The sequence below is a fragment of the Amycolatopsis camponoti genome, from assembly GCF_902497555.1.
GTDB lineage: Bacteria > Actinomycetota > Actinomycetes > Mycobacteriales > Pseudonocardiaceae > Amycolatopsis > Amycolatopsis camponoti.
Genome location: NZ_CABVGP010000002.1, coordinates 2,790,788 through 2,814,345, shown reverse-complemented (window position 1 = coordinate 2,814,345; position 23,558 = coordinate 2,790,788). Strand labels below are relative to the sequence as shown.

Annotated in this window: 25 protein-coding genes; 16 read left to right on the top strand and 9 right to left on the bottom strand. The window is 70.1% G+C overall.

Annotated elements, in window-relative coordinates:
* Nucleotides 1-130: 130 nt before the first annotated feature.
* On the bottom strand, nt 131-916 hold the full coding sequence (locus tag AA23TX_RS33530) for a dienelactone hydrolase family protein (RefSeq protein WP_196425647.1): 786 nt from the start codon (nt 914-916) through the stop codon (nt 131-133).
* Nucleotides 913-1,437, bottom strand: a complete 525-nt coding sequence (locus AA23TX_RS33525; RefSeq protein ID WP_230862851.1) for a cupin domain-containing protein — start codon at nt 1,435-1,437, stop codon at nt 913-915. The genes AA23TX_RS33530 and AA23TX_RS33525 overlap by 4 nt, the downstream gene beginning before the upstream one ends.
* A 99-nt stretch (nt 1,438-1,536) precedes the next feature.
* Between AA23TX_RS33525 and AA23TX_RS33520 the strand changes: the two genes are divergently transcribed.
* Together AA23TX_RS33520 and AA23TX_RS33515 are read left to right on the top strand one after the other, a co-directional pair.
* Complete coding sequence (locus tag AA23TX_RS33520; protein WP_155546718.1) at nt 1,537-2,136, top strand: TetR/AcrR family transcriptional regulator; 600 nt, start codon at nt 1,537-1,539, stop codon at nt 2,134-2,136.
* 266 nt (nt 2,137-2,402) lie between these two features.
* Entirely contained in the window at nt 2,403-3,167 is a 765-nt protein-coding gene (locus tag AA23TX_RS33515) for an HpcH/HpaI aldolase family protein (protein WP_196425646.1), read from the top strand.
* A 73-nt stretch (nt 3,168-3,240) separates the two neighbouring features.
* Here AA23TX_RS33515 and AA23TX_RS33510 read toward each other — a convergent pair whose 3' ends face one another.
* On the bottom strand, nt 3,241-3,921 hold the full coding sequence (locus AA23TX_RS33510; protein ID WP_155546716.1) for a GntR family transcriptional regulator: 681 nt from the start codon (nt 3,919-3,921) through the stop codon (nt 3,241-3,243).
* Between the two features lie 110 nt (nt 3,922-4,031).
* Here AA23TX_RS33510 and AA23TX_RS33505 point away from each other — a divergent pair, with 110 nt between their 5' ends.
* Genes AA23TX_RS33505 through AA23TX_RS33490 form a run of 4 tightly spaced genes read left to right on the top strand, consistent with a single transcriptional unit; the run spans nt 4,032 to nt 8,668 of the window.
* Nucleotides 4,032-5,483, top strand: coding sequence for an MFS transporter (locus AA23TX_RS33505; protein WP_155546715.1), 1,452 nt, complete (start codon nt 4,032-4,034; stop codon nt 5,481-5,483).
* On the top strand, nt 5,480-6,478 hold the full coding sequence (locus AA23TX_RS33500) for a C-terminal binding protein (RefSeq protein WP_196425645.1): 999 nt from the start codon (nt 5,480-5,482) through the stop codon (nt 6,476-6,478). The genes AA23TX_RS33505 and AA23TX_RS33500 overlap by 4 nt, the downstream gene beginning before the upstream one ends.
* Nucleotides 6,475-7,152, top strand: coding sequence for a DJ-1/PfpI family protein (locus tag AA23TX_RS33495; RefSeq protein WP_155546713.1), 678 nt, complete (start codon nt 6,475-6,477; stop codon nt 7,150-7,152). The genes AA23TX_RS33500 and AA23TX_RS33495 overlap by 4 nt, the downstream gene beginning before the upstream one ends.
* A gap of 46 nt (nt 7,153-7,198) precedes the next feature.
* A complete protein-coding gene (locus AA23TX_RS33490) occupies nt 7,199-8,668 on the top strand; it encodes an aldehyde dehydrogenase family protein (protein ID WP_155546712.1) in 1,470 nt (489 codons plus the stop codon).
* Nucleotides 8,669-8,702: 34 nt separating this feature from the next.
* Here AA23TX_RS33490 and AA23TX_RS33485 read toward each other — a convergent pair whose 3' ends face one another.
* Nucleotides 8,703-9,455 carry an alpha/beta fold hydrolase gene (locus AA23TX_RS33485; protein WP_155546711.1) on the bottom strand — a complete coding sequence of 251 codons (753 nt, stop codon included), beginning with the start codon at nt 9,453-9,455 and terminating at the stop codon, nt 8,703-8,705.
* Nucleotides 9,456-9,546: 91 nt separating this feature from the next.
* Here AA23TX_RS33485 and AA23TX_RS33480 point away from each other — a divergent pair, with 91 nt between their 5' ends.
* On the top strand, nt 9,547-10,446 hold the full coding sequence (locus AA23TX_RS33480; protein WP_155546710.1) for a LysR family transcriptional regulator: 900 nt from the start codon (nt 9,547-9,549) through the stop codon (nt 10,444-10,446).
* A 54-nt stretch (nt 10,447-10,500) separates the two neighbouring features.
* Nucleotides 10,501-11,313 (top strand): SDR family NAD(P)-dependent oxidoreductase, encoded by an 813-nt coding sequence (locus AA23TX_RS33475; RefSeq protein WP_155546709.1) that lies wholly within the window; start codon nt 10,501-10,503, stop codon nt 11,311-11,313.
* 48 nt (nt 11,314-11,361) lie between these two features.
* Here AA23TX_RS33475 and AA23TX_RS33470 read toward each other — a convergent pair whose 3' ends face one another.
* Entirely contained in the window at nt 11,362-12,291 is a 930-nt protein-coding gene (locus AA23TX_RS33470) for an AraC family transcriptional regulator (protein ID WP_155547476.1), read from the bottom strand.
* A gap of 123 nt (nt 12,292-12,414) precedes the next feature.
* On the opposite strand from AA23TX_RS33470, the gene AA23TX_RS33465 reads away from it, so the two are divergent.
* On the top strand, nt 12,415-13,479 hold the full coding sequence (locus AA23TX_RS33465; protein WP_230862850.1) for an acyl-CoA dehydrogenase family protein: 1,065 nt from the start codon (nt 12,415-12,417) through the stop codon (nt 13,477-13,479).
* 215 nt (nt 13,480-13,694) lie between these two features.
* Here the strand turns inward: AA23TX_RS33465 and AA23TX_RS33460 are convergent, their stop codons facing one another.
* The gene (locus AA23TX_RS33460) at nt 13,695-14,408 is read right to left on the bottom strand and encodes a GntR family transcriptional regulator (protein ID WP_155546708.1); all 714 of its coding nucleotides are present in this window, start codon (nt 14,406-14,408) and stop codon (nt 13,695-13,697) included.
* Between the two features lie 117 nt (nt 14,409-14,525).
* Between AA23TX_RS33460 and AA23TX_RS33455 the strand changes: the two genes are divergently transcribed.
* Genes AA23TX_RS33455 through AA23TX_RS33435 form a run of 5 tightly spaced genes read left to right on the top strand, consistent with a single transcriptional unit; the run spans nt 14,526 to nt 19,688 of the window.
* Entirely contained in the window at nt 14,526-15,458 is a 933-nt protein-coding gene (locus AA23TX_RS33455) for a VOC family protein (protein WP_155546707.1), read from the top strand.
* A gap of 6 nt (nt 15,459-15,464) precedes the next feature.
* Entirely contained in the window at nt 15,465-16,310 is an 846-nt protein-coding gene (locus AA23TX_RS33450) for a fumarylacetoacetate hydrolase family protein (protein ID WP_155546706.1), read from the top strand.
* Nucleotides 16,310-17,179 carry a pirin family protein gene (locus AA23TX_RS33445; RefSeq protein WP_155546705.1) on the top strand — a complete coding sequence of 290 codons (870 nt, stop codon included), beginning with the start codon at nt 16,310-16,312 and terminating at the stop codon, nt 17,177-17,179. Before AA23TX_RS33450 ends, AA23TX_RS33445 begins: the two co-directional genes overlap by 1 nt.
* Nucleotides 17,180-17,194: 15 nt before the next feature.
* Nucleotides 17,195-18,193: a fumarylacetoacetate hydrolase family protein gene (locus tag AA23TX_RS33440; protein WP_155546704.1), complete on the top strand. Its 999-nt coding sequence runs from the start codon at nt 17,195-17,197 to the stop codon at nt 18,191-18,193.
* Between the two features lie 31 nt (nt 18,194-18,224).
* The gene (locus tag AA23TX_RS33435) at nt 18,225-19,688 is read left to right on the top strand and encodes an amidohydrolase family protein (RefSeq protein ID WP_155546703.1); all 1,464 of its coding nucleotides are present in this window, start codon (nt 18,225-18,227) and stop codon (nt 19,686-19,688) included.
* Between the two features lie 129 nt (nt 19,689-19,817).
* Here AA23TX_RS33435 and AA23TX_RS33430 read toward each other — a convergent pair whose 3' ends face one another.
* The 3 genes from AA23TX_RS33430 to AA23TX_RS33420 are packed head-to-tail and all read right to left on the bottom strand — an operon-like array spanning nt 19,818 to nt 21,836.
* A complete protein-coding gene (locus AA23TX_RS33430) occupies nt 19,818-20,438 on the bottom strand; it encodes a hypothetical protein (RefSeq protein WP_155546702.1) in 621 nt (206 codons plus the stop codon).
* A 50-nt stretch (nt 20,439-20,488) separates the two neighbouring features.
* A complete protein-coding gene (locus tag AA23TX_RS33425; RefSeq protein ID WP_155546701.1) occupies nt 20,489-21,220 on the bottom strand; it encodes an anti-sigma factor domain-containing protein in 732 nt (243 codons plus the stop codon).
* Complete coding sequence (locus AA23TX_RS33420; RefSeq protein WP_230862849.1) at nt 21,177-21,836, bottom strand: RNA polymerase sigma factor; 660 nt, start codon at nt 21,834-21,836, stop codon at nt 21,177-21,179. Before AA23TX_RS33420 ends, AA23TX_RS33425 begins: the two co-directional genes overlap by 44 nt.
* A gap of 178 nt (nt 21,837-22,014) precedes the next feature.
* On the opposite strand from AA23TX_RS33420, the gene AA23TX_RS33415 reads away from it, so the two are divergent.
* Together AA23TX_RS33415 and AA23TX_RS33410 are read left to right on the top strand one after the other, a co-directional pair.
* The gene (locus tag AA23TX_RS33415; RefSeq protein ID WP_155546700.1) at nt 22,015-22,839 is read left to right on the top strand and encodes a DUF4397 domain-containing protein; all 825 of its coding nucleotides are present in this window, start codon (nt 22,015-22,017) and stop codon (nt 22,837-22,839) included.
* Nucleotides 22,836-23,510 (top strand): class F sortase, encoded by a 675-nt coding sequence (locus AA23TX_RS33410; RefSeq protein WP_155546699.1) that lies wholly within the window; start codon nt 22,836-22,838, stop codon nt 23,508-23,510. The genes AA23TX_RS33415 and AA23TX_RS33410 overlap by 4 nt, the downstream gene beginning before the upstream one ends.
* The last annotated feature ends 48 nt before the right edge of the window (nt 23,511-23,558 follow it).

Here is a 23,558-nt window from a genome sequence, read left to right as displayed (position 1 = left end):
GTCAGGGTGGGGACATGAAGGCCTCCAATCGGTGAAGCGGTTCCCGAACAGGTCCACTTCACCGCCGGAGGCCTTCACCTGTCCGCACGCCAGGCCGCCACCAGTCACCTCGACCCGGGACGACGTCCGGCTAGGTGAACGCCCCTTCGAGGAAGTCCGCCATGGCAACCCAGGAGCGGCGGTTCGCCGACGGGTGGAACGCGGCCCCGTGCTCGGGCAGATCAGTACCAGGGACGGCGAAGGCATGCATCGCACCGGAGTACGTCACGACCTGCCAATCCGGCGCGCCGGCCGCCCTCATCTCCTCCTCGAAGGCCGCGAGCACGGGCGAAGGCACGACCGGGTCGTCCGCCCCGGTCAGGACGAGGATCGGCGAGACGATGCTGCCGGGACGCGCCGGCGCCCGGGTCTCCAAGTTCCCGTGGAACGTCACGATCGCCGAGACCTCGGCGCCGGACCGAGCGAGTTCGAGCGCCCCCGTTCCGCCGAAGCAGTAGCCGATGACGGCAACTCGGGACGCGTCGACCTGCGGGTCCGCCCGCAACGCCGCGAGGTTCGCGGCGACCCGCTCCCGGAACAACGCCGGGTCGCCGGTGTAGGTGGACGCCAGGGCCATCGCCTGCTCCGGGCCCTCCACCGACACCGCCGCTCCGTAGACGTCTCCGGCCAGAGCGACGTATCCGAGCCGGGCCAGCATCCGCGCCCGCACCCGCACGTGGTCGCTGCGGCCGAACCAATCGTGCAGCACCAGCACGCCAGGGCGCGCGAGCGATGGGTTGCCGGCCGGACGAGCGAAGAAACCCTCGTACTCGGTTCCCGCCGTCCCGAACCGGGCCGTCTCCGTCCGGACGGGAACCGTCGCCGCGACGCTGTCGAGCAGAGCGTCCAGTTCCGGCGACACCGTCCGCTCGCTCACTGGATCCACTTCTTGGCCCAGCCGGTGTCGGCGCTCGCCGACCAGAAGTTGTCCATCAACTGCGCCGCGGCACGAGGCTCGAACCCGAGATCCTCCGGCGGCAGTTCGCGGCGCTCCGCAGGAGTGCCCAGCCCCATGATGACCTGCTCGAAACCGGCCGGCGTGTAGCCGTTGAACACGTGCGCGGCGCTCTTCGTCGTGAAACTGTGCACCGTTCCCCGCGGAATCCACACCGAGTCACCCGCCGTCGCCCGCATCGGCGGCTCGTCCTCGACGCGGAACTCGATGGAGCCTTCGAGGATGTTGAACCATTCGTCGATCGGGTGGACGTGCGGCGGCGGGCCGCCATCCGACGGCATCCACTGCTCCATCACCGAGAACGCTCCCCCGGTCTGCTCGGAATCCGCCAAGACGACCCAGAGAACACCGAACGCCCAGTACGCCGGGGCCGTGTCCCTCCCGGCCAGGAACGGCACCCCATGAGGCGCCACGGCAGCGGCAGTGTCCTTTTCTTCGATCACGATCGTGTCCTTTCGCAGCGGAGTTCGTGTTGGTACTCAGTACCGTAGCACACCGCGTTCCAAATGAGCCTGGGATCCGGATGCGCGTATGCTGGTTCGGTGACACCGGAACAGGCGCCTGACTCCCTCATCCAGCGCAAGCAGTTGCGCGCACGGCAGCGCATCATCGATGCCGCCGACGAGCTCTTCGCGAGGCACGGGTACGACGCGGTGTCGGTGACCGACATCGCCGCTCGCGCCGAGGTGGGCCGCACGACGTTCTTCCGCTACTTCGGCGACAAGACGGAGGTCGTCTTCGCCAAGGAGCAGGCGCTGCTCGACACGATCGCCTCGGCGGGCGCAGACGACACCGTCGGCGCCGCGAGCGACCACCGGGAGGCCATTGAACAGCTGCGCCCGATCGTCCTGCGCCTGTTCGCTCAGGTGACGGACGACCTCGACGCGTACCAGCACCACACCGACCTGGTCGAAAAGCACCTCGAGCTGCGCGCACGTGAAGCACTCAAGACCCAGCAGCTCGCGTCGAACCTCACCGAGGTGCTGCGAAGCCGCGGCACCGCGCAGACCATCGCCGTGTTCGCCGGGCAGATCGCGCTCGCCTGCTACGAGACGGCCCGACGTCGTGCCCGTACCGCCGCCGACCTCGTCAGCGAGTCAAGCGCCGCGTTCGACGAGGTCCTCACGCTCGGGTGCGGCTGACCGTCGCACGCACCCTCCCCGGCAATCCTCGCGCAGTACCCGCGGCGCGGCTCGCGACTTTGTGCGCCAGCACGAAATCACGGGCAGGCGGACGACGCGCGGACGGACCGCATTCCGCACCGGCGACCTCGCCAGGCATCGACAAAAATGAATACTGTCGACAGAAATCAGACCAAACCGTAGGGTCGATGCCCGGGGGACGGACCCGTCCCCGCGGAGGCGGACCGAGAGTCCCCGCCACCTGCGCGAATCGACGAGAGGTGCGTATGACCGAGAACATCGTCCGCCGGCGGTGGCGCGACCACGAGCCCGCCTTCGGCGCCATGCTGGGCATCCCGGCCATCTCCACCGCGCACGCCATGGCCGATGCCGGGTTCGACTGGGTCATCATCGAGCAGCAGCACGCGTACGTGACCGAGGACAGCATCCCGGCGCTGCTGTACGCGCTGGAGCTCGGCGGGACCACCCCGTTCGTGCGCATCGGGGAGAACGACCCCATAGGCATCCAGCGCGCCCTGGACCTGGGCGCCCGGGGGATCGTGGCGCCGATGGTCAACACGCCGGAGCAGGCGGAGATGGTGCGGGACAACACTCGGTTCCCCCCGCTCGGTGCCCGCTCGTGGGGGGCGCCGCGACTGCACGCCACGCCCGCGGCGGCCAATGAGGACGTGCTGACCCTGGTGATGATCGAGACGCCGCTCGCGCTGTCGAACATCGACGCGATCCTCGCCGTGGAAGGAATCGACGGAGCGGTCATGGGACCGTCGGACATGGCACTGAGCATGGGTGCCGATGTGGCGGCGGGGATCGACGCCCCGCAGGTGTGGCACGCCTTCGAGACCATCGGCGACAGCGCCAAGCGGCTGGGGAAGCACTACGGCGCGTATGTCTTCACCGCCGAGGTGGCGCAGCGGATGGTGGACCACGGGGCGGACTTCGTCCTGTTCAGCACGGACATCGGCTACGTGGGCGCGGGTGCCGCGGCCGACATCGAGGCGATCGGGCGGATCCGAAGCCGGAGCGCGGTCTGAGGATCTTGCCGTAAATCGGCGAGGAGCGGGGGACCAGGTGCCTGCCCCCGCTCCCCCGACGCCACGGGCGGCCTCAGAGCGGGTCGAGCACCTGCGGTGCCGCCATTCCGCGCAGGACGTGGTCCTCCCACACGCGGACGAGCTCGGCGACGTCGCCGCCCTCGACGGCGGCCCGCATCAGGTCGAGGAGCCGCTGGTGGGCTGCCGCGATCGAGGGAGTCCGCTGCCAGGTCTCGATCTCGTTCGCTCGCAGCACGAGCCGGATCTGGTCGATGAGCACCTCATAGCGCTCGACCAGCCGAGGCAGGCCGGACAGGCGTACGACCTCGGCGTGGAAGGCGGCATCCGCGGCGAGTCCCTTCGTCGGATCGTTCCCGGCCGCGGCCATGGTTTCGATGGCGGCGGCGAGGGAGTCCAGCGGCAGCCGCTTGGTCACGATGGTGCGGATGGCGAGGATCTCGTCGGCCGCCCGCAGCGCGGCCAGCTCATGGACGTCCTCGGGGGCGAACGCCGGTATCCGGTACGAGCGGTTGTTCGTCTTCTCGACGAGTCCCGCCTGCTCGAGCAGACGTAGGGCCTCGCGGACCGGCGACCGGCTCACGCCCATCTCCTCGGCCAGCACCGAGTCCCGGAGACGCTCTCCCGGGCGCAGGTGACCGGTGAGGATGTTGCGCCGGATCTGTCGCCGCGCCTCATCGACCAGTGAGCCCACCTGGATGCGTTCGAACTCGGCTGCGGGGTCCGTCGCGGTCATGGCCGAACCTTACCGGAAAATATTCTGTGGACTGTCGACAGAACGCAAACGAGCCCGTAGCTTTTCAGCAAGCCCGAGCCGACGTCACCGCCGACGAGAGAGGAACTCCGATGACCAGCGAGCCATCGATGACCCCGTCACCCCAGACGGCGCCGAGTTCACCCGCCACCGAAGCGGAGGCGGTCGCCGTCCCGCGGCGACCGGCGCGCTCCGGCACCCGTACCGCGGTCGCCGCGGGTGTCGGGACCGCGATCGAGTGGTACGACTACGGCCTCTACACCGTTGCCGCGGGCCTGGTCATCTCGAAGGTCTTCTTCAGCGGTCAGTCCGCGCAAGTGGCCCTGCTCGCGACCTTCGCCGCGTTCGCTGTCGGGTTCGTCGCGCGTCCGGTGGGCGGCATCGTGCTCGGCGCCGCGTCCGACCGCTTCGGCCGCCGGCCGGTGCTGATCTTCTCGCTGATCCTCGTCGGTTCCTCCACGACGATCGTCGGCCTGCTCCCCTCGTCCGCGGCCATCGGCATCTGGGCACCCCTCCTGTTGCTGCTCATGCGGGTGACGCAGGGGTTCGGTGCCGGCGCCGAGATGGCGGGGGCGATCATCATCGCCAACGAGAGCGCGACGCCCGGGCGCAAGTCCTACCTGTCCTCGCTGGCGATGGCCGGCGCGACTTTCGGCGTGCTGACCGCCTCGGTCCTCTTCGCGGTGACCAGCGCCGTGTTCTCCGCCGAGGACTTCCTCAGCTTCGGCTGGCGCATCCCGTTCCTGCTCAGCGCGGTCTTCACCGGCATCGGACTCGTCCTGCGGCGGTCGATGCTGGAGTCCCCGGAGTTCGAAGAGGTCCAGCACGAACGGCAGCGCGGCGAGCTCGCCCAGGCGCACCGCAACCCACTCGTCGCGATGGCGAAAGCCGTCAAAGCCAGTCCCCGCAACTGGGTGGCCGGCTTCCTCGTACCCTCCGGCCTCAACGTCACCAGCTACATCACCAGTGCCTTCGCCATCAGCTACATCAGCGGCGCGCTTCGCCTGCCGGGCAGCTACGCGTTGCTGATGTCCTGCGCGGTCTTCGGGAGCGGGTTCCTGGCGCTGCTGGTGTTCGGCCGGCTCGGTGACACCATCGGCGTCCGCCGCGTCATGTTCATCGGCATCGCGGGCGCGCTGCTGCTGGCCGTCCCGTACGTCGCGATCCTCAAGGCCGGTGCGATCGTGCCGATCATCATCGCGAGCGTGGCCCTCAACGCCTTCGGGTGGGCCGGCGTGGCGGCCGCCCACACCGTGCTCATGCCGGCCCTGTTCCGGGCCGAGTACCGCTCCTCAGGGCTGTTCTCGTCCCGCGAGCTGCAAGGCGCGCTCATCGCCGGCCCGACGCCGCTCCTCGCGGCCTTCCTCGTCGGCCAGCTGGGCGGGGAACCGTGGATCGTCGCGGGCATCCTCGCGGCCGCCCAGCTCATGACGCTCGCCGGCATCTTCCTCGGCCGGCCCCTCTTCAGCGCCGAGGAGCTCGCCGAGACCCCGGCCCTCAAGGGCTACGCCGCTACCCCGACCGCCGTTGGCGGTGCACGGTGAAGGTCGTCTGCACCAGCAAGCTGATCGAGTTCAGCGACGAAGACCTGAGCGCCTACGACGGCCTCGACGTCGACTTCCAGGTCATCGACGGGTCGAGCGAGGAGGCCATCCTCGCCGGTGCCGCGGACGCGGACGCGCTCATCGTCGTCGTCGAGGAGATCAGCCGCACGGTCATCGAGGGACTCGAGCGGTGCCAGGCGATCGGCCGGTGCGGCATCGGGTTCGACACCGTCGACCTGGACGCGGCCACCGGGCGCGGCATCTGGGTGAGCAACGTGCCGGACGCGAACTACCGCGAGGTGGCCGTCCACGCCATCGCGCTCACTCTCGCCGTGCAGCGGCGCCTCCCCGCTCTCGACGCCGGGATGCGCGCCACGGGCTGGGCGGACTGGGCCGTGCCGGGGGTGCACCGGCCCGACGTGCAGACCTTCGGCCTGTACGGGCTCGGCCGCATCGGTCGGCGGGTAGCCGAGATCGCCGGCTCTCTGGGCTACACGGTCATCGGGCACGACCCGGCGGTCGGACAGGCGGACGTCGAGTCGCTGGACATCGAGCTGGTCGGCAGCGAGGAGCTGCTCGCCCGGTCGGACGTCCTGTCACTGCACGTCCCGCTGCTCGAGTCCACCCGCAACGTCATCGACCGCGCCGCCCTTGCCCGGATGAAGCCGGGCGCGGTGCTGGTGAACGTCTCGCGCGGCGGCCTCGTCGACGAGGTCGCGCTCGCCGACGCGCTGCGCTCGGGGCATCTCTTCGGCGCCGGCATCGACGTCTTCGACGCCGAGCCGGTCGACCCGGGAAACCCCCTGCTGAGCTGCGAGTCGGCCATCCTCACCCCGCACGCGGCGCACTGGAGCGAGGAGTCGCTCGCCGAATTGAAGCGGAAGGTGGTCGAGGAGTCGGCCCGCATCCTGCGCGGCGAGGCACCGCGCTCACCGGTGAACCGGCTGCCGAGCGCCGCGGCCCGGGCGCAGCGATCCACAGGAGCATCGAAATGACCAAGACCTTCGACATCGTGTTCGCGCTCTGGCCGCGGTGCGCGCAGCTGGACTTCCTCGGCGCCTACGAGGTGTTCGCGCACCTGCCAGGGGCGAACCTCCGGCTCGCCAGCGAGCACGGCGGCGACCTCACGGGCGCTCTCGGCCTCCCGCTGCGGGACGTCGAGAAGCTCAGCGACATCGAGCGCTGCGACCTGCTGTTCGTCGGCGGCACCGCGGACATGAGCGCGGCGACCACACCCGGCATGCTCCAGCAGCTCCGGCGGCTCGGCGAGGACGCGCGCTACGTGACCTCCATATGCACCGGCTCACTGATCCTCGGCCAGGCCGGTCTGCTGCGGGGCCGCCGCAGCGCCACCCATTGGGCGTTCCTGGACCAGCTCGCACAGTACGGCGCGATCCCGGACCCCGCGCGGACGGTCCGTGACGGGAAGTTCTGGAGCGGTGGTGGGGTCACGGCCTGCGTCGACTTCGCGCTGGAGCTGATGGCGGACATCGAGGACCCCACCTACGCCCAGATGATCCAGCTCTACATCGAGTACAACCCGGCTCCGCCGTTCGGCTCCGGGCACCCCAGCACCGCGCCCGCCGAGGTCGTCGAGGCGCTCCGAGCCCGGTTCGGCGAGAAGCTCGGCAAGATCGGCGGCGTCGTGCCCACGACCGCCCTGACCTGATCTCCACCGGTCGGTTCGCCACACGTCACGAGAGAAGGGCACGACCATGCGAACGCTGCAGAACCACATCGACGGGCGGTGGGTCGACTCGTCCGGGGCCGACACCATCACGCGGCTCAACCCGTACCACGAGACCCCGGTCGCGGTGCTGCCCGCCGGCACCGCCGAGGACGCCGACACCGCGGTCCGGGCCGCTGAGCGCGCCCAGCCGGCATGGGCGGCACTGAACCTGCCGGACCGCCTGGCCCGGCTGCGGCACCTCGCGGCTCTCGTCGAGAAGAACGTCGACGACCTGGCGGCCATGGAGACCGAGGAGATGGGCAAGCCGCGCCAGATCGCCGCGCAGTTCATCCATGCCGGCCTGACCGCCTTCACCGACGCCCTCCACCACGCCGAGAGCTACCGGTTCGCCCACCGGGTCAAGGTCGTCGACGGGGTCGCGACGGACGTCCAGCGGTTCCCCGTGGGTGTCGTTGCGCTGATCGTCCCGTGGAACTTCACCGTCACGACGATCCTCATGACGCTGGGGCAGGCACTGGCCGCCGGGAACACGGTGGTCGTGAAGCCGTCGGAGAAGGCGTCGATCTCCGCCGTCGGGTTTTTCGAGCTGGTCGACCAGGCGGGCCTGCCCGCCGGCGCGGTGAACCTCCTCCTCGGTGACGGGCACTCCGGCGCTCCGCTGGCCGGGCACCCCGGCATCGACCTCGTGCACTTCACCGGCTCGGTGCGCACAGGCCGCTCGGTGGCGACGGCGGCCGCAGCGAACTTCAACCGGGCGCTGCTGGAGCTGGGCGGGAAGGACCCGGTCGTGGTCGATTCCGACGTCGACGTGCACGCCGTCGCCGAGGAGGTGGCCGTCGGCTCCTACCTCAACAGCGGCCAGATCTGTACGGCCATGGAGCGGATCTACGTCCACCAGGACGTGGCCGAACCCTTCGTCGACGCGCTCGTGGCGGCCACCCGCCGGCAGGTTGTCGGGGATCCGGCCGACCCCGGGACCCAGATCGGCCCCATGGTCGACGGGGACCAGCGGCAGCTGGTCCACCGGCAGGTCGAGGCCGCGGTCGCCGCCGGTGCCCGGGTGCTCGTCGGCGGCGAGGTCCCCGAGGGACCGGGCTGGTTCTACCCGCCGACCGTGGTGGTCGACGTGCGCCCCGAGATGGAGTTGATGTGCGCCGAGACGTTCGGTCCCGTCGCCGCCGTGCAAGTCGTGCCGTCGTTCGAGGCCGGGGTCGAGGAGGCCAAGCGCACCGAGTTCGGCCTGGCGGCCACGGTTTACACGGCCGACGCGGACCACCGGAAGCTGGCCTGCTCCATCCCCACTGGCGTGCTGTGGCTGGGCGGGTGGCAGCTGGGCGACCTGGGCCGGCTCATCGAGCCCGCCGGCGTCAGCGGCATGGGTGCCTCCGGTGGCGTGTACGCGTTGGACGCCATGACGCGTCCCACGTCGGTCAGCTATGTCGTCCACGCCGTCCAGGACGGCGCCGACACCGACGTCCGCGGAGAGATCAGCTGAACTCACCCCGGCGAGCGCCGCACTCCCCCGGAGTTCACAGGCTGTCCCAGAAGTCGATCAGCATGGCGGCCGCCCGCGCCGGGTCGTCGAGCATCCACCAGTGGCCGAGCCCATCAAGGTCCGCGGTGCGGGCGGCGGCCCGTTCGGCGGCTCGGTGGCGGAGGGCGGGACTGCCCACGGTGTCGTCCTGCAAGGCGATGGGGACCAACCCGGGCCTCGTTGCCGCCGCGGACAAATCGCGGCCTCGCTCGACCAGCACCCGCTGGGGCACGGACCGGTACAGCGCGAGAATCGCTCTGCTCATCTCCTCGCCCTGGTCGAGCGCGATCTCGCCGGCGGTCGGCTCCGGAATGCCCCAGCCGACCATGCGCGCCGCCCGGTCACCTGCATCCCCCGAGAAGAGTTCGTCGACGTGGCGTTCCCCCTCGCCGGGTGTCTGCCACAGTTTCGCGAGGTCGTGCCAGGTGTAGTCCGGCTCGTAACCGGCGACGGTGTCGCTGACCCAGCTGCGGATCAGGTCGGGACGGCTCATCGCCACCTCCAGCACATACCCGCCCGCCAAGCTGTGGCCGACGAGGTCGACCGGCGCGTCGAACCGCGAGAGCTCATCGATGAGCCAATCCCGGTAGTCGTCGAACGTGGCCGCGAAATCCGCGGGGAGGGGTGCACCGAAGCCCGGCGGTGCGAGCAGGACCGCCTCTCGCTGCCGGGCCTCGGGCAACTCGTCGATCAGAGGCGTCCACACCGCGGGGGTCACCGGAACGCCGTTGACGAAAGCTATGGTCATGTCCCCAAGACACCACCACACCGTGCCGTGGGTCCAAGACCTCGTTCGCACGTCGCCATACCGGGACGGCATGACGGAGTAGCCTGCGGACATGCTCCCCGACCTGGACCTCCGGCTGGTCCGGTACTTTCTGGTGGTGGCCGAGCAGCTGAACTTCGCCCGTGCGGCCGAGCAGTTGCGGGTCGCCCAGCCGTCCCTGAGCCGCCAGATCCAGCGGCTGGAAAACGCACTCGGGGTTCGTCTCTTGGAACGCACCAGCCAGGGCAGCCGGCTCACCGCCGCCGGCGCGGCGTTCCTGCCCCAGGCACAGCAACTGGTGCACCACGCCGAGCAGTCCGTGCTCGCCGCGCGCGCGGCGGCGCCGGCCCGGACCATCACCGTCGGGTACGCCGACGACCTCGTCATCACCCCCGCCGTCCGCGACCTGCGAAACCGTTGTCCCGGCGCCCACGTCCGCACCCGTCATCTCAGCTCACGGGAGGCCGGTGCGCTGGTGGCCCGGCAGATCGACGCGCTGGTCATCCGCGCACCACTGCCGATCCCCGAAGACGACCTCGCCGTGACAGCGCTCTACACCGAGCCTCTGGTCGCGCTGGTGTCGACCGCCCACCGCTTCGCGGGCAAGGAGTCCATCGACGTCGCGGACGTCCGATCGGAGCCGCTCGTCGGCTGCACCGGCATGGGCGAGGACTGGACCGGCTTCTGGCGTCTCGAACCCCGCGAAGGCAATGGCGCGGCCCCGTTGGGTCCCACCCTCGCCGACACCTACGACGACAAACTCGAGGCCATCGCCGAGGGCACCGCCATCGCGGTCGTCCCCGCCGATGACCGGCGCTTCACCCTGCGTCCCGACCTGGTCGCCGTTCCCGTCGACGGGGCCGAGCCGAGCCGGGTCGTCGTCGCCAGCCGTGCCGGGGAAACCGACCCGCTCGTCGCGGAGTTCATCCGCTCCGCGGAGAGGCTGCTCGTCCGCGATGCCGCTCGTGCATGACCAGGTGCGGAACAGGTCTTGGACGCGCGCGCCGGCCGCCGGTTCGCTGGGGGCATGACCGTTGACTACCGCGCCCAGACCGTGCTGCTCACGGGAGCGAGCTCCGGTATCGGAGCCGCGTTCGCCCGGACACTGGCCGCCCGCGGCGCGAACCTCGTGCTCGTCGCCCGCCGCGCCGACCGGCTGACCTCGCTGGCGGAGGAACTCCGCCGCACTGCCGACGCCCGCGTCGACGTGGTCCCGGCGGATCTCGCCCGGCCCGACGCCGCCGATGAACTGCACCAAACGGTCACCGGGCAGGGCATCCACGTCACCGGCCTGATCAACAACGCCGCGTCCGGATCGTTCGCCCCGTTCCTCGAATCAGAACCCGCCCGGCTCTCCGCCGAGGTCGCCGTGGGTGCCCTGGCACCGATGCGGCTGACCGCCGCCTTCCTCCCCGGCATGGTGAACGCCCGCCACGGCTTCGTCATCAACCTCGCCAGCGTGTCCGCCTACCTGCCCGCACCCCGGATGGCGGTCTACGGCGCCACGAAAGCGTTTTCCCTCAGCTTCACGGAATCGCTGTGGACCGAACTGCGCGGCACGGGCGTCACTGTGTTCGCCGTCTGCCCCGGCGCCACCGCCACCGACTTCACGTCGAGCATGGGCCCGGACGCGGCGGTGCTGACCGCCGGAAAACTCCGCCGGCCCGACGACGTCGTGACCACCGCACTGAACCACCTGGAGAGCCGCGACCCGGGCCCGGTCGTGATCGACGGCCGCGCGAACCGCCTCGGCGTGCTCGCGAGCCGGCTCCTGAGCCACCGGCGAGCTGCCTCGACGATGGCGCGTGTCTTCGATCCTCGCCGCGTCACCGCCCGGTAGTTCTGTGGCCCCTCTTGAAAAGCAGGTCATCGGACGCCCCGACCGCGGTCAAGTCCGGGTCGGGACGGCCGATTCACCTACCGGCGTCAGTTCGCGAGTCACCTGCTGGCGGAATCGGCCCGGCGACACGCCGAATTTGCGCCGGAACGCGTTTCCGAAGGCATACTCGCTCGAGTAGCCCACCTGACGCGCGATCACCGCCAGCGGCGCCGTTGAATCGCGCAGTGCACGCGCGCCGCGCGTCAGGCGCCAATCGATGAGATAGGTGATCGGCGGCGTACCGACCAGAGCGGTGAACTGTTGCTTGAACGCGGTGCGCGACATGCCCGCGATTTCACTGAGACTTTTCAACGTCCACGGCTGCTGCGGATTGGCGTGCATTTGGTCGATCGCCGCGGCGATGCCCGGATCCGTGACATCGGGCCACTCCGTGTCACGGGACTGCTGCCATCCGTGGCGCAGCGCGTGGGCGAGCGTCAGGTCGACCAGCGCGGCCCGAGCCGTCGCCATGCCCGACGCGCCTTCGGACACGTCCGCCGAGAGCAATTCCATCAGCGCCCGCAGCTCCGGGTGCCGCTCGAAGTCCGGCGAAACGGCGACGACCGGCGGGAGGTCTCGAAGCAACCGGTGGGTCCGGGTGTGCCCGACGTGGTAGCACCCGAGGATCAAGTCGATGTGCGCGGATCCCTCGGCGGGCCTGGTCCAGAGCGGTTGCCGCATCATCGGCAGGCTCCCGAGCCGGGCCGCGGCCGAATGGCTGAGCCCGTGCTCCGCGCCGTACGGCACGAGCACCACATCTCCGGGTCGCAGCCTCACCGGCGGACCGCCGCCTGTGGTCAACCAGCCTTCGCCGCCGAGCACCACGTGAAAGCCCATGCCCTCGATATCCGGAAGCCGGAAGCCCCACTCTCCGGACTGGCTGACCCGCGCCGCGGACGGCCTCCCTGCGTGGAGTGCGCTGATCACCTCGCTGATCATGTCCACGAAGACGATCGTAGCTCGCCGTCGCGGCGACGACAGGCGCAGCGGGCTCCGATGCCGTCCGAATTCTTATGAATCCGGACCGTGCGCTTATGGCAGCGTGCCACCGACCGCGCTTCGGTGGACATCGTGATCGAAATCCTCGCCGCCAACGCTGCGGAAACCGAACAACGCGGTCGGCTGGCTTCGACCAGCCTGAAGGCCGCGAAGGCGGTCGGCGCGTTCGCCCTCCGTACGCCCGCCACGCACGGCGGCTCCTGGGCGACGGCCACCACCGTCGCGGACGTGATCGCCGCGATGGCCCGGGATTGCCCGTCCACCGCCTGGATCGTGAGCACCTGCCTGGTCAGCAAGAACATGATCACGTTCGGCGACTTCCCCGACCACACCCTCGACGAACTGTTCGCGGATCCCGACGCTCTGTTCTGCGGGGTCGGCGCGCCGACCGGTCGCGGCGAGAGCGGCCCGGATGGCGTGCGTGTCAGCGGCCGGTGGGCGGCCGTCTCCGGATGCGAGGACGCCACGTGGGCCAGCCTCGGCACGATCGTCGACGGTGAGTTCGCGCTCGTCCTCGTCCCGACGGCCGAGCTGAGCGTCGATCACACGTGGGACATGGCCGGCATGCGCGGTACCGGCAGCCATTCACTCGTGGCCGACGACATCCTGGTTCCCCTTGATCAGGTGGCGTCGGGCCATCGGGTGCACTACCCACCCGACCCCAAAGCCATCAACTTGTGGGGGCTCAGTGTGCTCGCGACGGTCGTGGGCGCGACGTTCGGCGCACTGGACGTCATCGGCTCGATGTTCGCCTCACCCCGCAAGCCGTTCATGACGTCGTACACGCGAATGAGCGACTCGCCGGGCGCCCGGCACTGGCTGGCGGAGGCGACGACCTTGGCGCAGCGCGCCGAGCGGACGATGCAGGCCCTGGCGGCGCGGATCGACGCGGAGCCGGCCGTCACGCCCCTCGAAAACAGCCGCATGCAGCAGGAGCGGGCCGACGCCGCAACGGATTGCCGCGCGGCGATCGAGCGCATGCTCGACCTCCACGGCGCGAGCGGCTTCGCCACGAGCAACGCGCTGCAGCGCTTTTGGCGCGACGTGGCGGTGGCCGGCCGTCACCCGCAACTCAACCCATACCTCGCTGTCGAAGGCTTCGGCCGATTGCTGAGCGACGCCACCTGAAGCTCTGCAACGACGACCTAGGCTGCGGCGGCAAGCGGAGCCAACAGCGCTGTAGCGTGACACCGGCATCGAGGCTCTGGTTCTCGACCGCGGCATACGGGAACACCGGGCGCCACGCTGGGGCAGGTGTCGACGTCCAGAAGCGTCGAGGCGTTCCGCACCCGTGATGCGGCGCGCAATCGCCGCTGCCCGATGGACGACGTCGTGGACCTGGATCAGCTCGCCGCACCGCTTGCGGGTTCGCCGTCGGCCGCGAGCAGACCGGAGCTGGCGAGGACCTGGCCGGTCCGGGTCACGTGCGCTTCGAACCGCGCTACGGCCAGGTCGGCGTCGCGCGCGAGCGCGGCCTCGAGCAGGCCCCGGTGCTCGGCGGCGACGTCGCGGTGCACCTGCCGGGTTCCGGCGGCGGACCATGCCCGGTAGAGCTCGGCGGTGTCGGTCAACCGCGCGCAGATGTCGAGCAGGATCGGGTTGCCGCAGGCCTTGATCAGGGCGTGGTGGAAGTCGATGTGCGCCTGAGCCCACTCCTCGTTGCGTGGTGGCGGGTCGCCGGGCAGGAACAGCGGCTGGCTGGCCAGCCGGTGGTGCGCGGCCAGGACTTCGGACTCCCAGCTGACGTCGCCCCGTTGCACTGACAGCCGCACCGCCGCGCCTTCGTTGATCAGCCGCGCCTCGGTCAAGTCGGCCAGCGTCTCCTCGGTCAGCGGGGTGACGTGGAAGCCGCGGTTGCGGTCGATGCGCACGAGCCCCTTGGCGGCCAGCATTCCGAGCGCCTCACGGACGACGCTGAGGCTCACGCCATAGCGGCCGCTGAGGTCTGCGGGCTTCAGCCGCTGCCCCGGGAGGAGTTCGCCGCTGTTGAGGATCGCGGACCGCACCTGCTCGTACACGGCCACGGCCAGGCTCTCTCCACCCGCACGCTTCACCATGCCGGCAACGATACCACACTCTACCCCACAGAATCGATTCTCTTGTTGACGATCGAGAGTTTGCGGTGGAGTATGAAATCTCGGAGGTCGTCACCCAGCTGAGCAAGGAGGCCATCGATGGGGCTGCACCGCTTGACCGATATCACCGTCGGCGTGCCGAACGTCGAGGAAACCGCCGGCTACTACCGGGAGTTCGGGCTCACTCCCTCCGGCGAGGGCAACGGGCACCGGTTCGCCACCACGGACGGAGGCGACCAACTGCACATCAGGCACAGCCCGCGCCGACGGCTGCTGACCCTCGGCGTCGGCGTCGACGACCCGGACGACCTGGAGCGCGTCAAGGCGTCGTTGAACCGGCTCGAGGTCGATGCCCGGCGCGAAGGCGACGCCCTCCGCGCCGCCGACCCGGTCACCGGCCTCGAGGTCGTGGTGTCGATAGCGCCTCGGCTGCAGCAGAAGCCGACGCCCGCTCCCCTGTACAACACGCCCGGCGCGGTCACCAGACCCGACGTGCGGGCACCCGGCGTCGAGCGGCAGGAGCCGGTCCGGCCCCGGAAGCTGGGTCATGTGGTCTTCGGATCCGCCGACCAGGCCGCGACCCAGCGGTTCTTCACCGAAGGCCTCGGCTTCAAGGTCAGCGACGAGGCCCCCGGACTCGCGTCGTTCCTGCGCTGCTCCACCGACCACCACAACGTCCTCGTCCAGCAGGCGCCCGTCAATTTCCTGCACCACACATCGTGGGAGGTCGACGACGTCGACGAGGTCGGCCGGGGTGCGACCGCGATGCTGGAAGGTCACCCGGAGCGGCACACCTGGGGGCTGGGCCGGCACCACATCGGCTCGAACTTCTTCTGGTACCTGCGCGACCCGGCCGGCAACTTCTCCGAGTACTACTCCGACCTCGACTGCATCGTCGACGACCAGCTTTGGAAGCCCGGCGTCATCGCCGGCGAGAAGAGCCTGTACGCCTGGGGACCGCCGCCCCCGCCGTCGTTCCTGAAACCCGAGGACCTCGCGGAACTGATGACCGACTCGCACGAGAAAGCCTGATCGACCATGCGTATCGCCAATGTCGGAGGACGCCTGAAGCTCCTCATCGCCGACCGTGCCATCGACGTCGCCAGTGCCAGCGAGGGCCGATTCGCCGCGGATCCGCAAGCCGTGTACGAGGTCTTCGACGACTTCAAGCAGTGGGCAGCCGGACAGGACGACCACCTTGACGCGGCCGAGCTGGACCCGGCGTCGCTCGGCTCGCCGGCGCCGGCACCCCGGCAGGTCTTCGCGATCGGTCTCAACTACGCAGACCACGCCGCCGAGGGCGGTATCACCCAGCTCCCGGAGGAGCCGACGGTCTTCACCAAGTTCGCGAGTTCCTTCTCCGGGCCGGTCAGCGTGGTGCGCCTGCCGACCGCGGCCGTCGATTGGGAGGTGGAGCTCGTCGCGGTGATCTCCCGGACGGCCCGCGACGTCGACCTCGAGCACGCCTGGAGCCACGTGGCCGGGCTGACCGTGGGCCAAGACCTTTCGGAGCGCCGGTCGCAGCTGCGCGGCCCGGTCCCGCAGTTCAGCCTGGCCAAGTCCCACGCCGGTTTCTCCCCCACCGGCCCGGTCCTCGTGACGCCGGACGAGCTGCCCGACCCCGACGACCTGGAGATCGGGTGCACGGTCAACGGCGAGGAAGTGCAGAAGGCCCGAACGGCCGACATGATCTTCTCCGTCCCGGAGCTGATCGCACACCTGTCGTCGGTCGTCACCCTCTATCCCGGCGACGTGATCTTCACCGGCACGCCGGCCGGCGTGGGCATGGGCCGGAAACCCGAGCGGTACCTGCGGCCCGGAGACGAGCTCCGCAGCTGGGTCGAGGGAATCGGCGAGCTGCGGCAGCGTTTCGTGGCGCGCTGATGACCATCCCGCAACGCGCTCTCGCGCGGATCGAAAGCAAGACGCACCTGGGGCCGGACGCCCAAGTGGACGACCGGTACCTCGTCATGGGCCCAGCCCGTCCGGAGCTGACCGATCCCTTCCTCGTCCTGAGCGAAGACTGGTTCTCTTCTCCCGGCTTCGAATGGCACCCGCACCGCGGCGTGGAAACCGTGACCCTGGTCGTCGACGGCGTCCTCGAGCACGGAGACAGCGCCGGTAACAGCGGCGCGCTGACCACCGGCGACGTGCAGTGGATGACCGCGGGCCACGGCATCATCCACCGCGAGCTCGCCTTCCGCGACGAACGGGCACACACCCTGCAGCTGTGGGTGAACCTTCCCGCCGACCGGAAGCTGACCGGTCCGCGCTACCAGGACCTGCTCGCCGGACAACGCCCTGTCATCGAGCAGGACGGGACTCGGATCGACGTGATCTCGGGCCAGGTGGGCGAGCTCAGCGGACCCGCTGTCACCGAGTGGCCCATTTCCGGCGCGATTCTCACGCTGGAACCGGGTCACCGGCTCGACCACCTCCTGCCCGGCCGCGACCGCGCGTTCCTCTACGTCCTCTCCGGCCGAGCGTCGATCGCCGGACACGCTGTCGAAGCCGGTCAGATCGCCTGGTCCGACCCCGCCCCACATGCGCTCGTCTCATCGATCGCCGTGGAGGCACGGGGAGACACACCTGTCGTCGTCATGGCCTGCAGCGGAGAACCGATCGGCGAGCCCGTCGCCGTCGGCGGCCCGTTCGTGATGAACACCGAGGACGAGATCGCCCAGGCCTTCCGTGATTTCCACCGCGGCGACTTCGGTGACGTCCCCCGCCAAGCCCGCCTCCAGTACCGCTGACCGAACGGGGGAACCATGCGCCTGGTCACCTACGTCGCCCCCGGCGAGCTGCCGCGGGTGGGCATCCAGCACGGCGACGTCGTCGTCGACCCCGACCGCGCGCTGCGGGGCGCCACACGGGGCGATGCACCACGCCTTCCCACCGAGATGGTGGCCTTCTTCGGAGAAGGTGCTCGCGGGCTCGACCTCGGCGCGCACGCACTGCTCCTCGCCGACGAGCGCGGACCCGAGCTGAGCGCGCCGGACGGGACACCGGCGGTCTTCCCCCTCGACGACGTGCGGTTGCTGGCACCGGTCCCCCGCCCGCGCCGCATCCGCGACTACCTGACCTACACCGACCACGCGGCAGGATCCGGGCTACCGGTTCCACCGGCCTTCACCGCCATGCCGATCTGCTACCAGGGCAACGCCGAGACGGTCGTCGGACCTGGTGATCCGCTGCTGTGGCCGTCCTACACCGGACAACTCGACTTCGAACTCGAGCTGGGCTTCTTCACTTCGGGCGGCGGGGTCAACCTCACTCCCGACGAGGCGGGCCGCCTGATCGCCGGCGTGACGATCTTCAACGACGTGAGCGCACGGGACATCCAGTTCTTCGAGATGAGCCTGACCATCGGGCCGTCCAAGGGAAAGCACTTCTGCACCGCGATGGGGCCGAGCGTGCTCACCATGGACGAAGTCGACGAATGGTCGATCGGGCTGGCGGCCCGGGTCAACGGCGAAACCTGGGCGAGCGGAACCACGGCCGACCGGCAGTTCTCCTTCGCCGAGGTGCTGGCTTGGGCCTCCCTCGATGAACCCGTGCATCCTGGCGAGTTCTTCGCGCTCGGCACCGTGGGTGGCGGCTGCGGTCTCGAACTGGACCGCTGGATCCAGGCCGGTGACGTCGTGGAGCTGGAAGCGTCCGGCGTCGGCGTGCTGCGCAACCCGGTCGGTGCCCGGCAGGTCCCGCCGCCCGGCGCCGGGCTGCCCAGCTACACCGGGGCGCCGCGCGCCGCCCCCGCGTCTTCCTAACCCATCGAACCAGTCATGAAGGAGTACAGCCATGCCCGAGAACCCCGCCACCGCCCCGGTCGACACCGGCCGTCCGGGTCGGCGCTACCTCATCCGCGGCGGAGCCGTCATGTCCATGGACCCGGAGGTGGGCGACTTCGAGATCGCCGACGTCCTGGTCGACGGTGACAAGATCGCCGCCATCGCTCCCGCGATCGAGGCACCCGGGGTGGACGTCGTCGACGCACGCGGGCGCATCGTCATGCCCGGCTTCATCGACACCCACCACCACTTGTTCGAAACCGCGCTGCGTTCGTTCCTCGCCAACGGCCTGCTGGTCGACGACGGATCCGGCACGCCGAGCGCGGACCCCACGTATGTCGGCCACGTCCTGCAGCGGTTCGCGCCGGTGTACCGGCCCGAGGACGTCTACATCACCACGCTTTTCGGTGGGCTCGCTCAGCTCGACGCCGGCGTCACCACCGTGCTCGACGTCTCCCAGATCCACCACTCCCCCGAGCACACCGACGCCGCGATCGAAGCCTTGGCCGACGCCGGCCGTCGCGCGGCCTTCGGCTATTTCGAAGGCGACGGCCGCGCCGAAGCCCGCTACCCCCAGGACGCCTACCGCGTCCGCAAGCAGTGGTTCTCCTCCGACGACCAGCTGGTGACCATGGTCATGGGTGGCGAGTTCTACCTCGGCGAGGAGCTGTATTCGAACGCCTGGGGCATCGCCCGCGAGCTGGACCTGCAGATCGCCGCCCACGCCGTGGGTGCGTTCGGCATGCGACCGCTCCTCGACGACCTCGCCCACGGCCGCGGCGGGACCGGAAAAGACATCGGCTTCGGTCCGGACGTGCTCCTCATCCACATGACGGGCATGTCGGACTTCGCGTGGGAGCGCGTCCGCGACGCCGGTGTCCACGTCTCGGTGTCCACACCGATCGAGATGACCATGCGCCACGGCACCCCTCCGCTGCTGAAGCTGCAGCAACTGGGCTTGGAACCTTCTCTCAGCTCCGACGTCGAGACCACCATGGCACCCGACCCCTTCACGCTCATGCGCTCCACGATGACCATGCAGCGCATGCTGGTCAACGAGAGCGTCCTCGCCCAGGGAGGCTTCACCCCGCCCGGCCACTACCCGGCGCCCGCACCGGGCACTCCGCAGCTGTTCACCGTCCGGGATGTCCTGCGGTTCGCCACCATCAACGGCGCCGAACACCTGCGTCTCGACCACAAGACCGGCTCACTGACGCCGGGCAAAGAAGCCGACATCGTCCTGCTCGACGCCACCGCACTCAACGTCACCCCGCTCAACAGTGTGCCTGGAGCCGTGGTGTCGCTCATGGACCGGAGCAACGTCGAGACCGTCATCGTCGCCGGCAAGATCCGCAAGTGGCAGGGATCCCTGCTCGAAGCCGACCTCGTCCGCCTGCGCGGTGAGCTCGAGCGGTCCCGCGATCACCTGTTCCGCGCAGCGGACGTCCAGCAGAACCTGTTCGCCTACAGCTGACGCCGGTCGGCCGGGAAACGGGCGTGACTATGGGCTGAGACAAGCGTGCAGGTTCGAAGAAGCCATCGTGATCTCCTGGCCAGATCGCCGGGGAAGTGGCGAGGCCACTCCCCCGGCCGAGAACCGGTGCTACTTGCGGATCATGGGATTGCCGTACCCGATGACCAGGCCGGCGGTGAAGGCACTGACCTTGAAGGTCTTGTTCAGCAGCGCCGCCGCCGGGGCGGTCAACGCCAGCGTGACGCCATCGGGTGTCGCGGCGCCGACGGTGAACAAGTCGGCCCGGGTGCCGAAGTCGACCCGCCCGCTCAGCACGCCGCGGTTGAGGTCGATCGTGTAACTGGTCAGGTACAGGCAGGTCCCGCCCGCGCGCAGCAGCAGCCCGCCGACGTGCTCGATGGTGCCGTCCTTGGGGTTTCCGACGATCGTGAATCCGAACACGGTCTTGCCGCCGGGGTGGCTGACCTTGGCGAGGACCGGGGAAACCCGCACCCCGAGCGAGGTGAGCGCGCCGGCGGCCGCCGGGTCCAGCGTCAGGTCGGTGCGGCCTTTCCCGAAGTGGAACCCGTGGTGGTGCGAGGCGGCATGAAACGCTGCCGTGGTGCCGGCCGGCTGAGCGGCCTGAGCCGGCGCTGCCACGGCGCCAGTCATGATCGCCGCTGCGGCAATCGATACTCCGACCACGCGAAGACGCATAACAGCTCCATTCTCGATGCTTCCGGACGCAGTTGGTACGGCGACAGCGGCCATGCCGGATGCACCACGGACGAGAATTCGCGGTGGCTTTCGCTCTCGCTCGGCTACGGCCCTTCGACGCGGAGGGTTCCCTGAACCATGCTGGTGCCGTGCTCCTGCTGCCCGAGCTGCTGCGCCGATACGTCGACGATCGGGAAGGCTTGCAGCGTCAGGGTGTGGGGGATGGCGACGTCGGCATCTGTGCCGGCGACGACCCCGAGCGGAATCATGGTGGTCTTGCCGTCGTAGAGCCAGATCTCGTACAGGCCCGCCGGCGCCGGCATGCCGGTCAGCTCGAGCTTGAGTCGCAGCGAGCCGCCGCCGCTGTCGATGATCCGGACCTGACCGGCTGCCTCGGCGGGCGCGGCCACCTGCCGGTTCAGCTGCGCCTGCGCGATCACCCGGCCCTCATCCGGGCCACCGCCCGTGAGAGCCACCGTCACCACGGCGGCCACCGCGGCGGCGGCCGCCGCGACCACGCCGTACCGTACGGCCCGGCTGAAGCGAGGCCGCAGGACATCCCGACGATCGGCATCGTGTGCCGATTCCGCCGTCTCGCGCGCGGCCCCGAGCGACGGCTGACCGGTCTCGGCCGCGATCCGCTCCCACACCGCCTCCGCCACCGGTGGTAGAGCCGTCTCCGCCGCCGCCTCACGGCCGAGGCCCGCTACCGCTCGCAGCGATTCGAGCTCTTCACGGCAGTCGGCGCAGCTGTCGAGGTGAGCGGTGTCCGCCGCGCCGGGTTCCTGATCGTCAAGGGCGAGCAGGACGAGGTGATCGCGATCGGGATGCGTCATCGGGCACCTCCTCCGGCGCGCTGTCGAGATCGGAGCGCAACTTCTGCATGCCGCGGCGCAGGTGGCTCTTCACCGTCCCGAGCGGCAGGCCCGTCCGCTCGGCGATCTGGGTGTGGGTCAAGTCAGCATAGAAGGCCAGTTCGAGCACCTCGCGCTGCGCGTCCGGCAACCGGCGCAAACCGTCCGCGACGATCAACCGGTCGACGATCCGCTCCGGGGACTCCGCCGAGGGCGCCTCGGCCGGGGCCGTCGCGGCGGCAGCGGCACTGTCGCGCTGCCGGCGGCCCCGGGCGCGCAGCAGGTCCACGATGCGACGCCGGGTGATGCCCAGCAGCCAGGCCAGCAGGCCGGCCTTGTCCGGGTCGTAGCTGTGCCGCCCGTTCCACGCGGAGACGAAGGTGGCCTGGACGACATCATCGACGTCGGCCTGGTCACGCAAGCTGGCGCGCACCAGCCGCTGCACCGCCGGGCCGTGCCGGTCGAACACGGCCCGCAAGGCATCCGGCTCCCCGTCGGCGAACCGGCGGGCGAGCTCGCCGGCCATCTCGGCGTCATCGGACACGGGCGCCACAGTAACCGCACTCCCGGTCGACGCAACACCTTCCACCAGCAGCATCCTCGTGCACCTCGAGTTCCGGTCCCCGGGCCGGCAGATCCCGGCGAACAGCAGTACGCCCGCGGCGGCCCCGGCGGATTCACCCCCGGCGACCGGCTGTTTCTTCCGCGTCGCATCCGTTCGCCCGCTCCGCGGCGAACCACCGGATGCACGAGCCACCGATCCGAAGGAGCAGTCGATGCCCAGATCACTGCGTTCGCTCGCCCTGGTCGTCTCCGCCGGGGTCCTGGCCACTTTCTCGGCACAGGTTCCCGCCGGCGCGGCCACGGAATCCATGGTCTCGGTCGTCCACGGCATCCCCGGCCAGCCGGTCGACGTCTACGTCAACGGGAAGAAGACCCTCGACAACTTCCAACCGGCGAGCGTGGCCGGCCCGCTGTCTCTGGCCGCGGGCAGTTACGACGTCGCGCTGACCAAGCCCGGCGAGCCCGTCTCCAGCGCGCTGCTGGAGAACAAGACCCTCGCCGTCCCCGGCGGGAAGAACCTCAGCCTCGTCGCTCACCTGGACACTGCGGCGAAGCCCGCGCTGACCGCGTTCGTCAACGACACCGGCCGGACCGCGCCGGGCAAAGCCCGGGTGGTCGTCCGGCACACCGCCGCCGCGCCGGCCGTGGACGTGCGCGCCGCGGGAAAGCCGGTGTTCACCGGGCTGACGAACCCGAACGAAGTCATGGCCGACCTTCCCGCCGGCGTCGTCAACGCCGACGTGACCCTGGCCGGCACCGCCACCGTCGTGCTCGGGCCGAAGGACCTCGACCTGGCCGCCGGAACGGCCACGATCGTCTATGCGATCGGTTCCGCGGACGCCAAAACCCTCGCTCTCGCCGCCCAGACGATCAAGAACCTGGGTTCCGCACCCTCGTCGATGCCGACCGGCTCGGGCGGTCTGGCTACCGACGAGGTCGCCGGCGGCTGGTCCCTCCTGGCCGCGGGTGGTGTGCTGCTGGCGCTCCTCGGCACCGCCCTGCTGGTCCGCCGGCGTCCGGACCCGACGTCGCGATGAGCGGACCCGCGCATGGCGGTGCGTCCCGGTTCGCCGGGGCGCACCGCCACCTCGGTGCGACGTTCGTCGCCGCCGGAGTCGTCCTCGCGGTGGCCGGCACCGTTGCGTCGACCTCACAACCACAGCGAGAAGTCGTCGCCCTCGCCACCACGGCGCCGCCCTCGGTCACCCCGGAAACCACCGCACCGCCGACCAGTGCCGCCGAGTTGCCGACGCCGACGCGGGTCATCAACCCGACGGTGCTTAAGCTGCCGGAAATCGGCGTGACGGCGACGGTGCTGCCCGCGGGAGTGGACGAGACCGGCGCCTTCGACGCGCCCCGCGACGTAGGCGCCGTCGGCTGGTACCGGTACGGCCCCGGACTCGACGCGAATACCGGGTCGCTGGTCATCGGCGGCCACGTCGACAGCGCGGAATCCGGCCCCGGCGCCTTCTTCCAGTTGCACCGAGTGCGGCCCGGATCGTCACTGCAACTCATTGGCGACGACGGCAAGACACGCACTTACGTCGTCACCGCGCGCGAGCAGATTCCCAAGGAAGACATCGACCTGCGGACCTACTTCGACACCGAGGGCAGCCCTCGCGTCACGTTGTTCACCTGCGGTGGCACGTTCGACCGAAAGACGAGGAACTACCTGGACAACATTGTGGTCACGGCGATTCCCCGATAACACCCCGGCGATCAAGGTGGCCGAGTCGCGTTCCCGAGTCCGGTGCGG

Coding starts and splice junctions, on each gene's coding strand:
- AA23TX_RS33515 (WP_196425646.1), top strand. CDS start 2,403: ATGACCGAGAACATCGTCCGCCGGCGGTGGCGCGACCACGAGCCCGCC.
- AA23TX_RS33510 (WP_155546716.1), bottom strand. CDS start 3,921: ATGACCGCGACGGACCCCGCAGCCGAGTTCGAACGCATCCAGGTGGGC.
- AA23TX_RS33505 (WP_155546715.1), top strand. CDS start 4,032: ATGACCAGCGAGCCATCGATGACCCCGTCACCCCAGACGGCGCCGAGT.
- AA23TX_RS33495 (WP_155546713.1), top strand. CDS start 6,475: ATGACCAAGACCTTCGACATCGTGTTCGCGCTCTGGCCGCGGTGCGCG.
- AA23TX_RS33490 (WP_155546712.1), top strand. CDS start 7,199: ATGCGAACGCTGCAGAACCACATCGACGGGCGGTGGGTCGACTCGTCC.
- AA23TX_RS33485 (WP_155546711.1), bottom strand. CDS start 9,455: ATGACCATAGCTTTCGTCAACGGCGTTCCGGTGACCCCCGCGGTGTGG.
- AA23TX_RS33480 (WP_155546710.1), top strand. CDS start 9,547: ATGCTCCCCGACCTGGACCTCCGGCTGGTCCGGTACTTTCTGGTGGTG.
- AA23TX_RS33475 (WP_155546709.1), top strand. CDS start 10,501: ATGACCGTTGACTACCGCGCCCAGACCGTGCTGCTCACGGGAGCGAGC.
- AA23TX_RS33470 (WP_155547476.1), bottom strand. CDS start 12,291: ATGATCAGCGAGGTGATCAGCGCACTCCACGCAGGGAGGCCGTCCGCG.
- AA23TX_RS33460 (WP_155546708.1), bottom strand. CDS start 14,408: ATGGTGAAGCGTGCGGGTGGAGAGAGCCTGGCCGTGGCCGTGTACGAG.
- AA23TX_RS33455 (WP_155546707.1), top strand. CDS start 14,526: ATGGGGCTGCACCGCTTGACCGATATCACCGTCGGCGTGCCGAACGTC.
- AA23TX_RS33450 (WP_155546706.1), top strand. CDS start 15,465: ATGCGTATCGCCAATGTCGGAGGACGCCTGAAGCTCCTCATCGCCGAC.
- AA23TX_RS33445 (WP_155546705.1), top strand. CDS start 16,310: ATGACCATCCCGCAACGCGCTCTCGCGCGGATCGAAAGCAAGACGCAC.
- AA23TX_RS33440 (WP_155546704.1), top strand. CDS start 17,195: ATGCGCCTGGTCACCTACGTCGCCCCCGGCGAGCTGCCGCGGGTGGGC.
- AA23TX_RS33435 (WP_155546703.1), top strand. CDS start 18,225: ATGCCCGAGAACCCCGCCACCGCCCCGGTCGACACCGGCCGTCCGGGT.
- AA23TX_RS33430 (WP_155546702.1), bottom strand. CDS start 20,438: ATGGCCGCTGTCGCCGTACCAACTGCGTCCGGAAGCATCGAGAATGGA.
- AA23TX_RS33425 (WP_155546701.1), bottom strand. CDS start 21,220: ATGACGCATCCCGATCGCGATCACCTCGTCCTGCTCGCCCTTGACGAT.
- AA23TX_RS33420 (WP_230862849.1), bottom strand. CDS start 21,836: ATGCTGCTGGTGGAAGGTGTTGCGTCGACCGGGAGTGCGGTTACTGTG.
- AA23TX_RS33415 (WP_155546700.1), top strand. CDS start 22,015: ATGCCCAGATCACTGCGTTCGCTCGCCCTGGTCGTCTCCGCCGGGGTC.
- AA23TX_RS33410 (WP_155546699.1), top strand. CDS start 22,836: ATGAGCGGACCCGCGCATGGCGGTGCGTCCCGGTTCGCCGGGGCGCAC.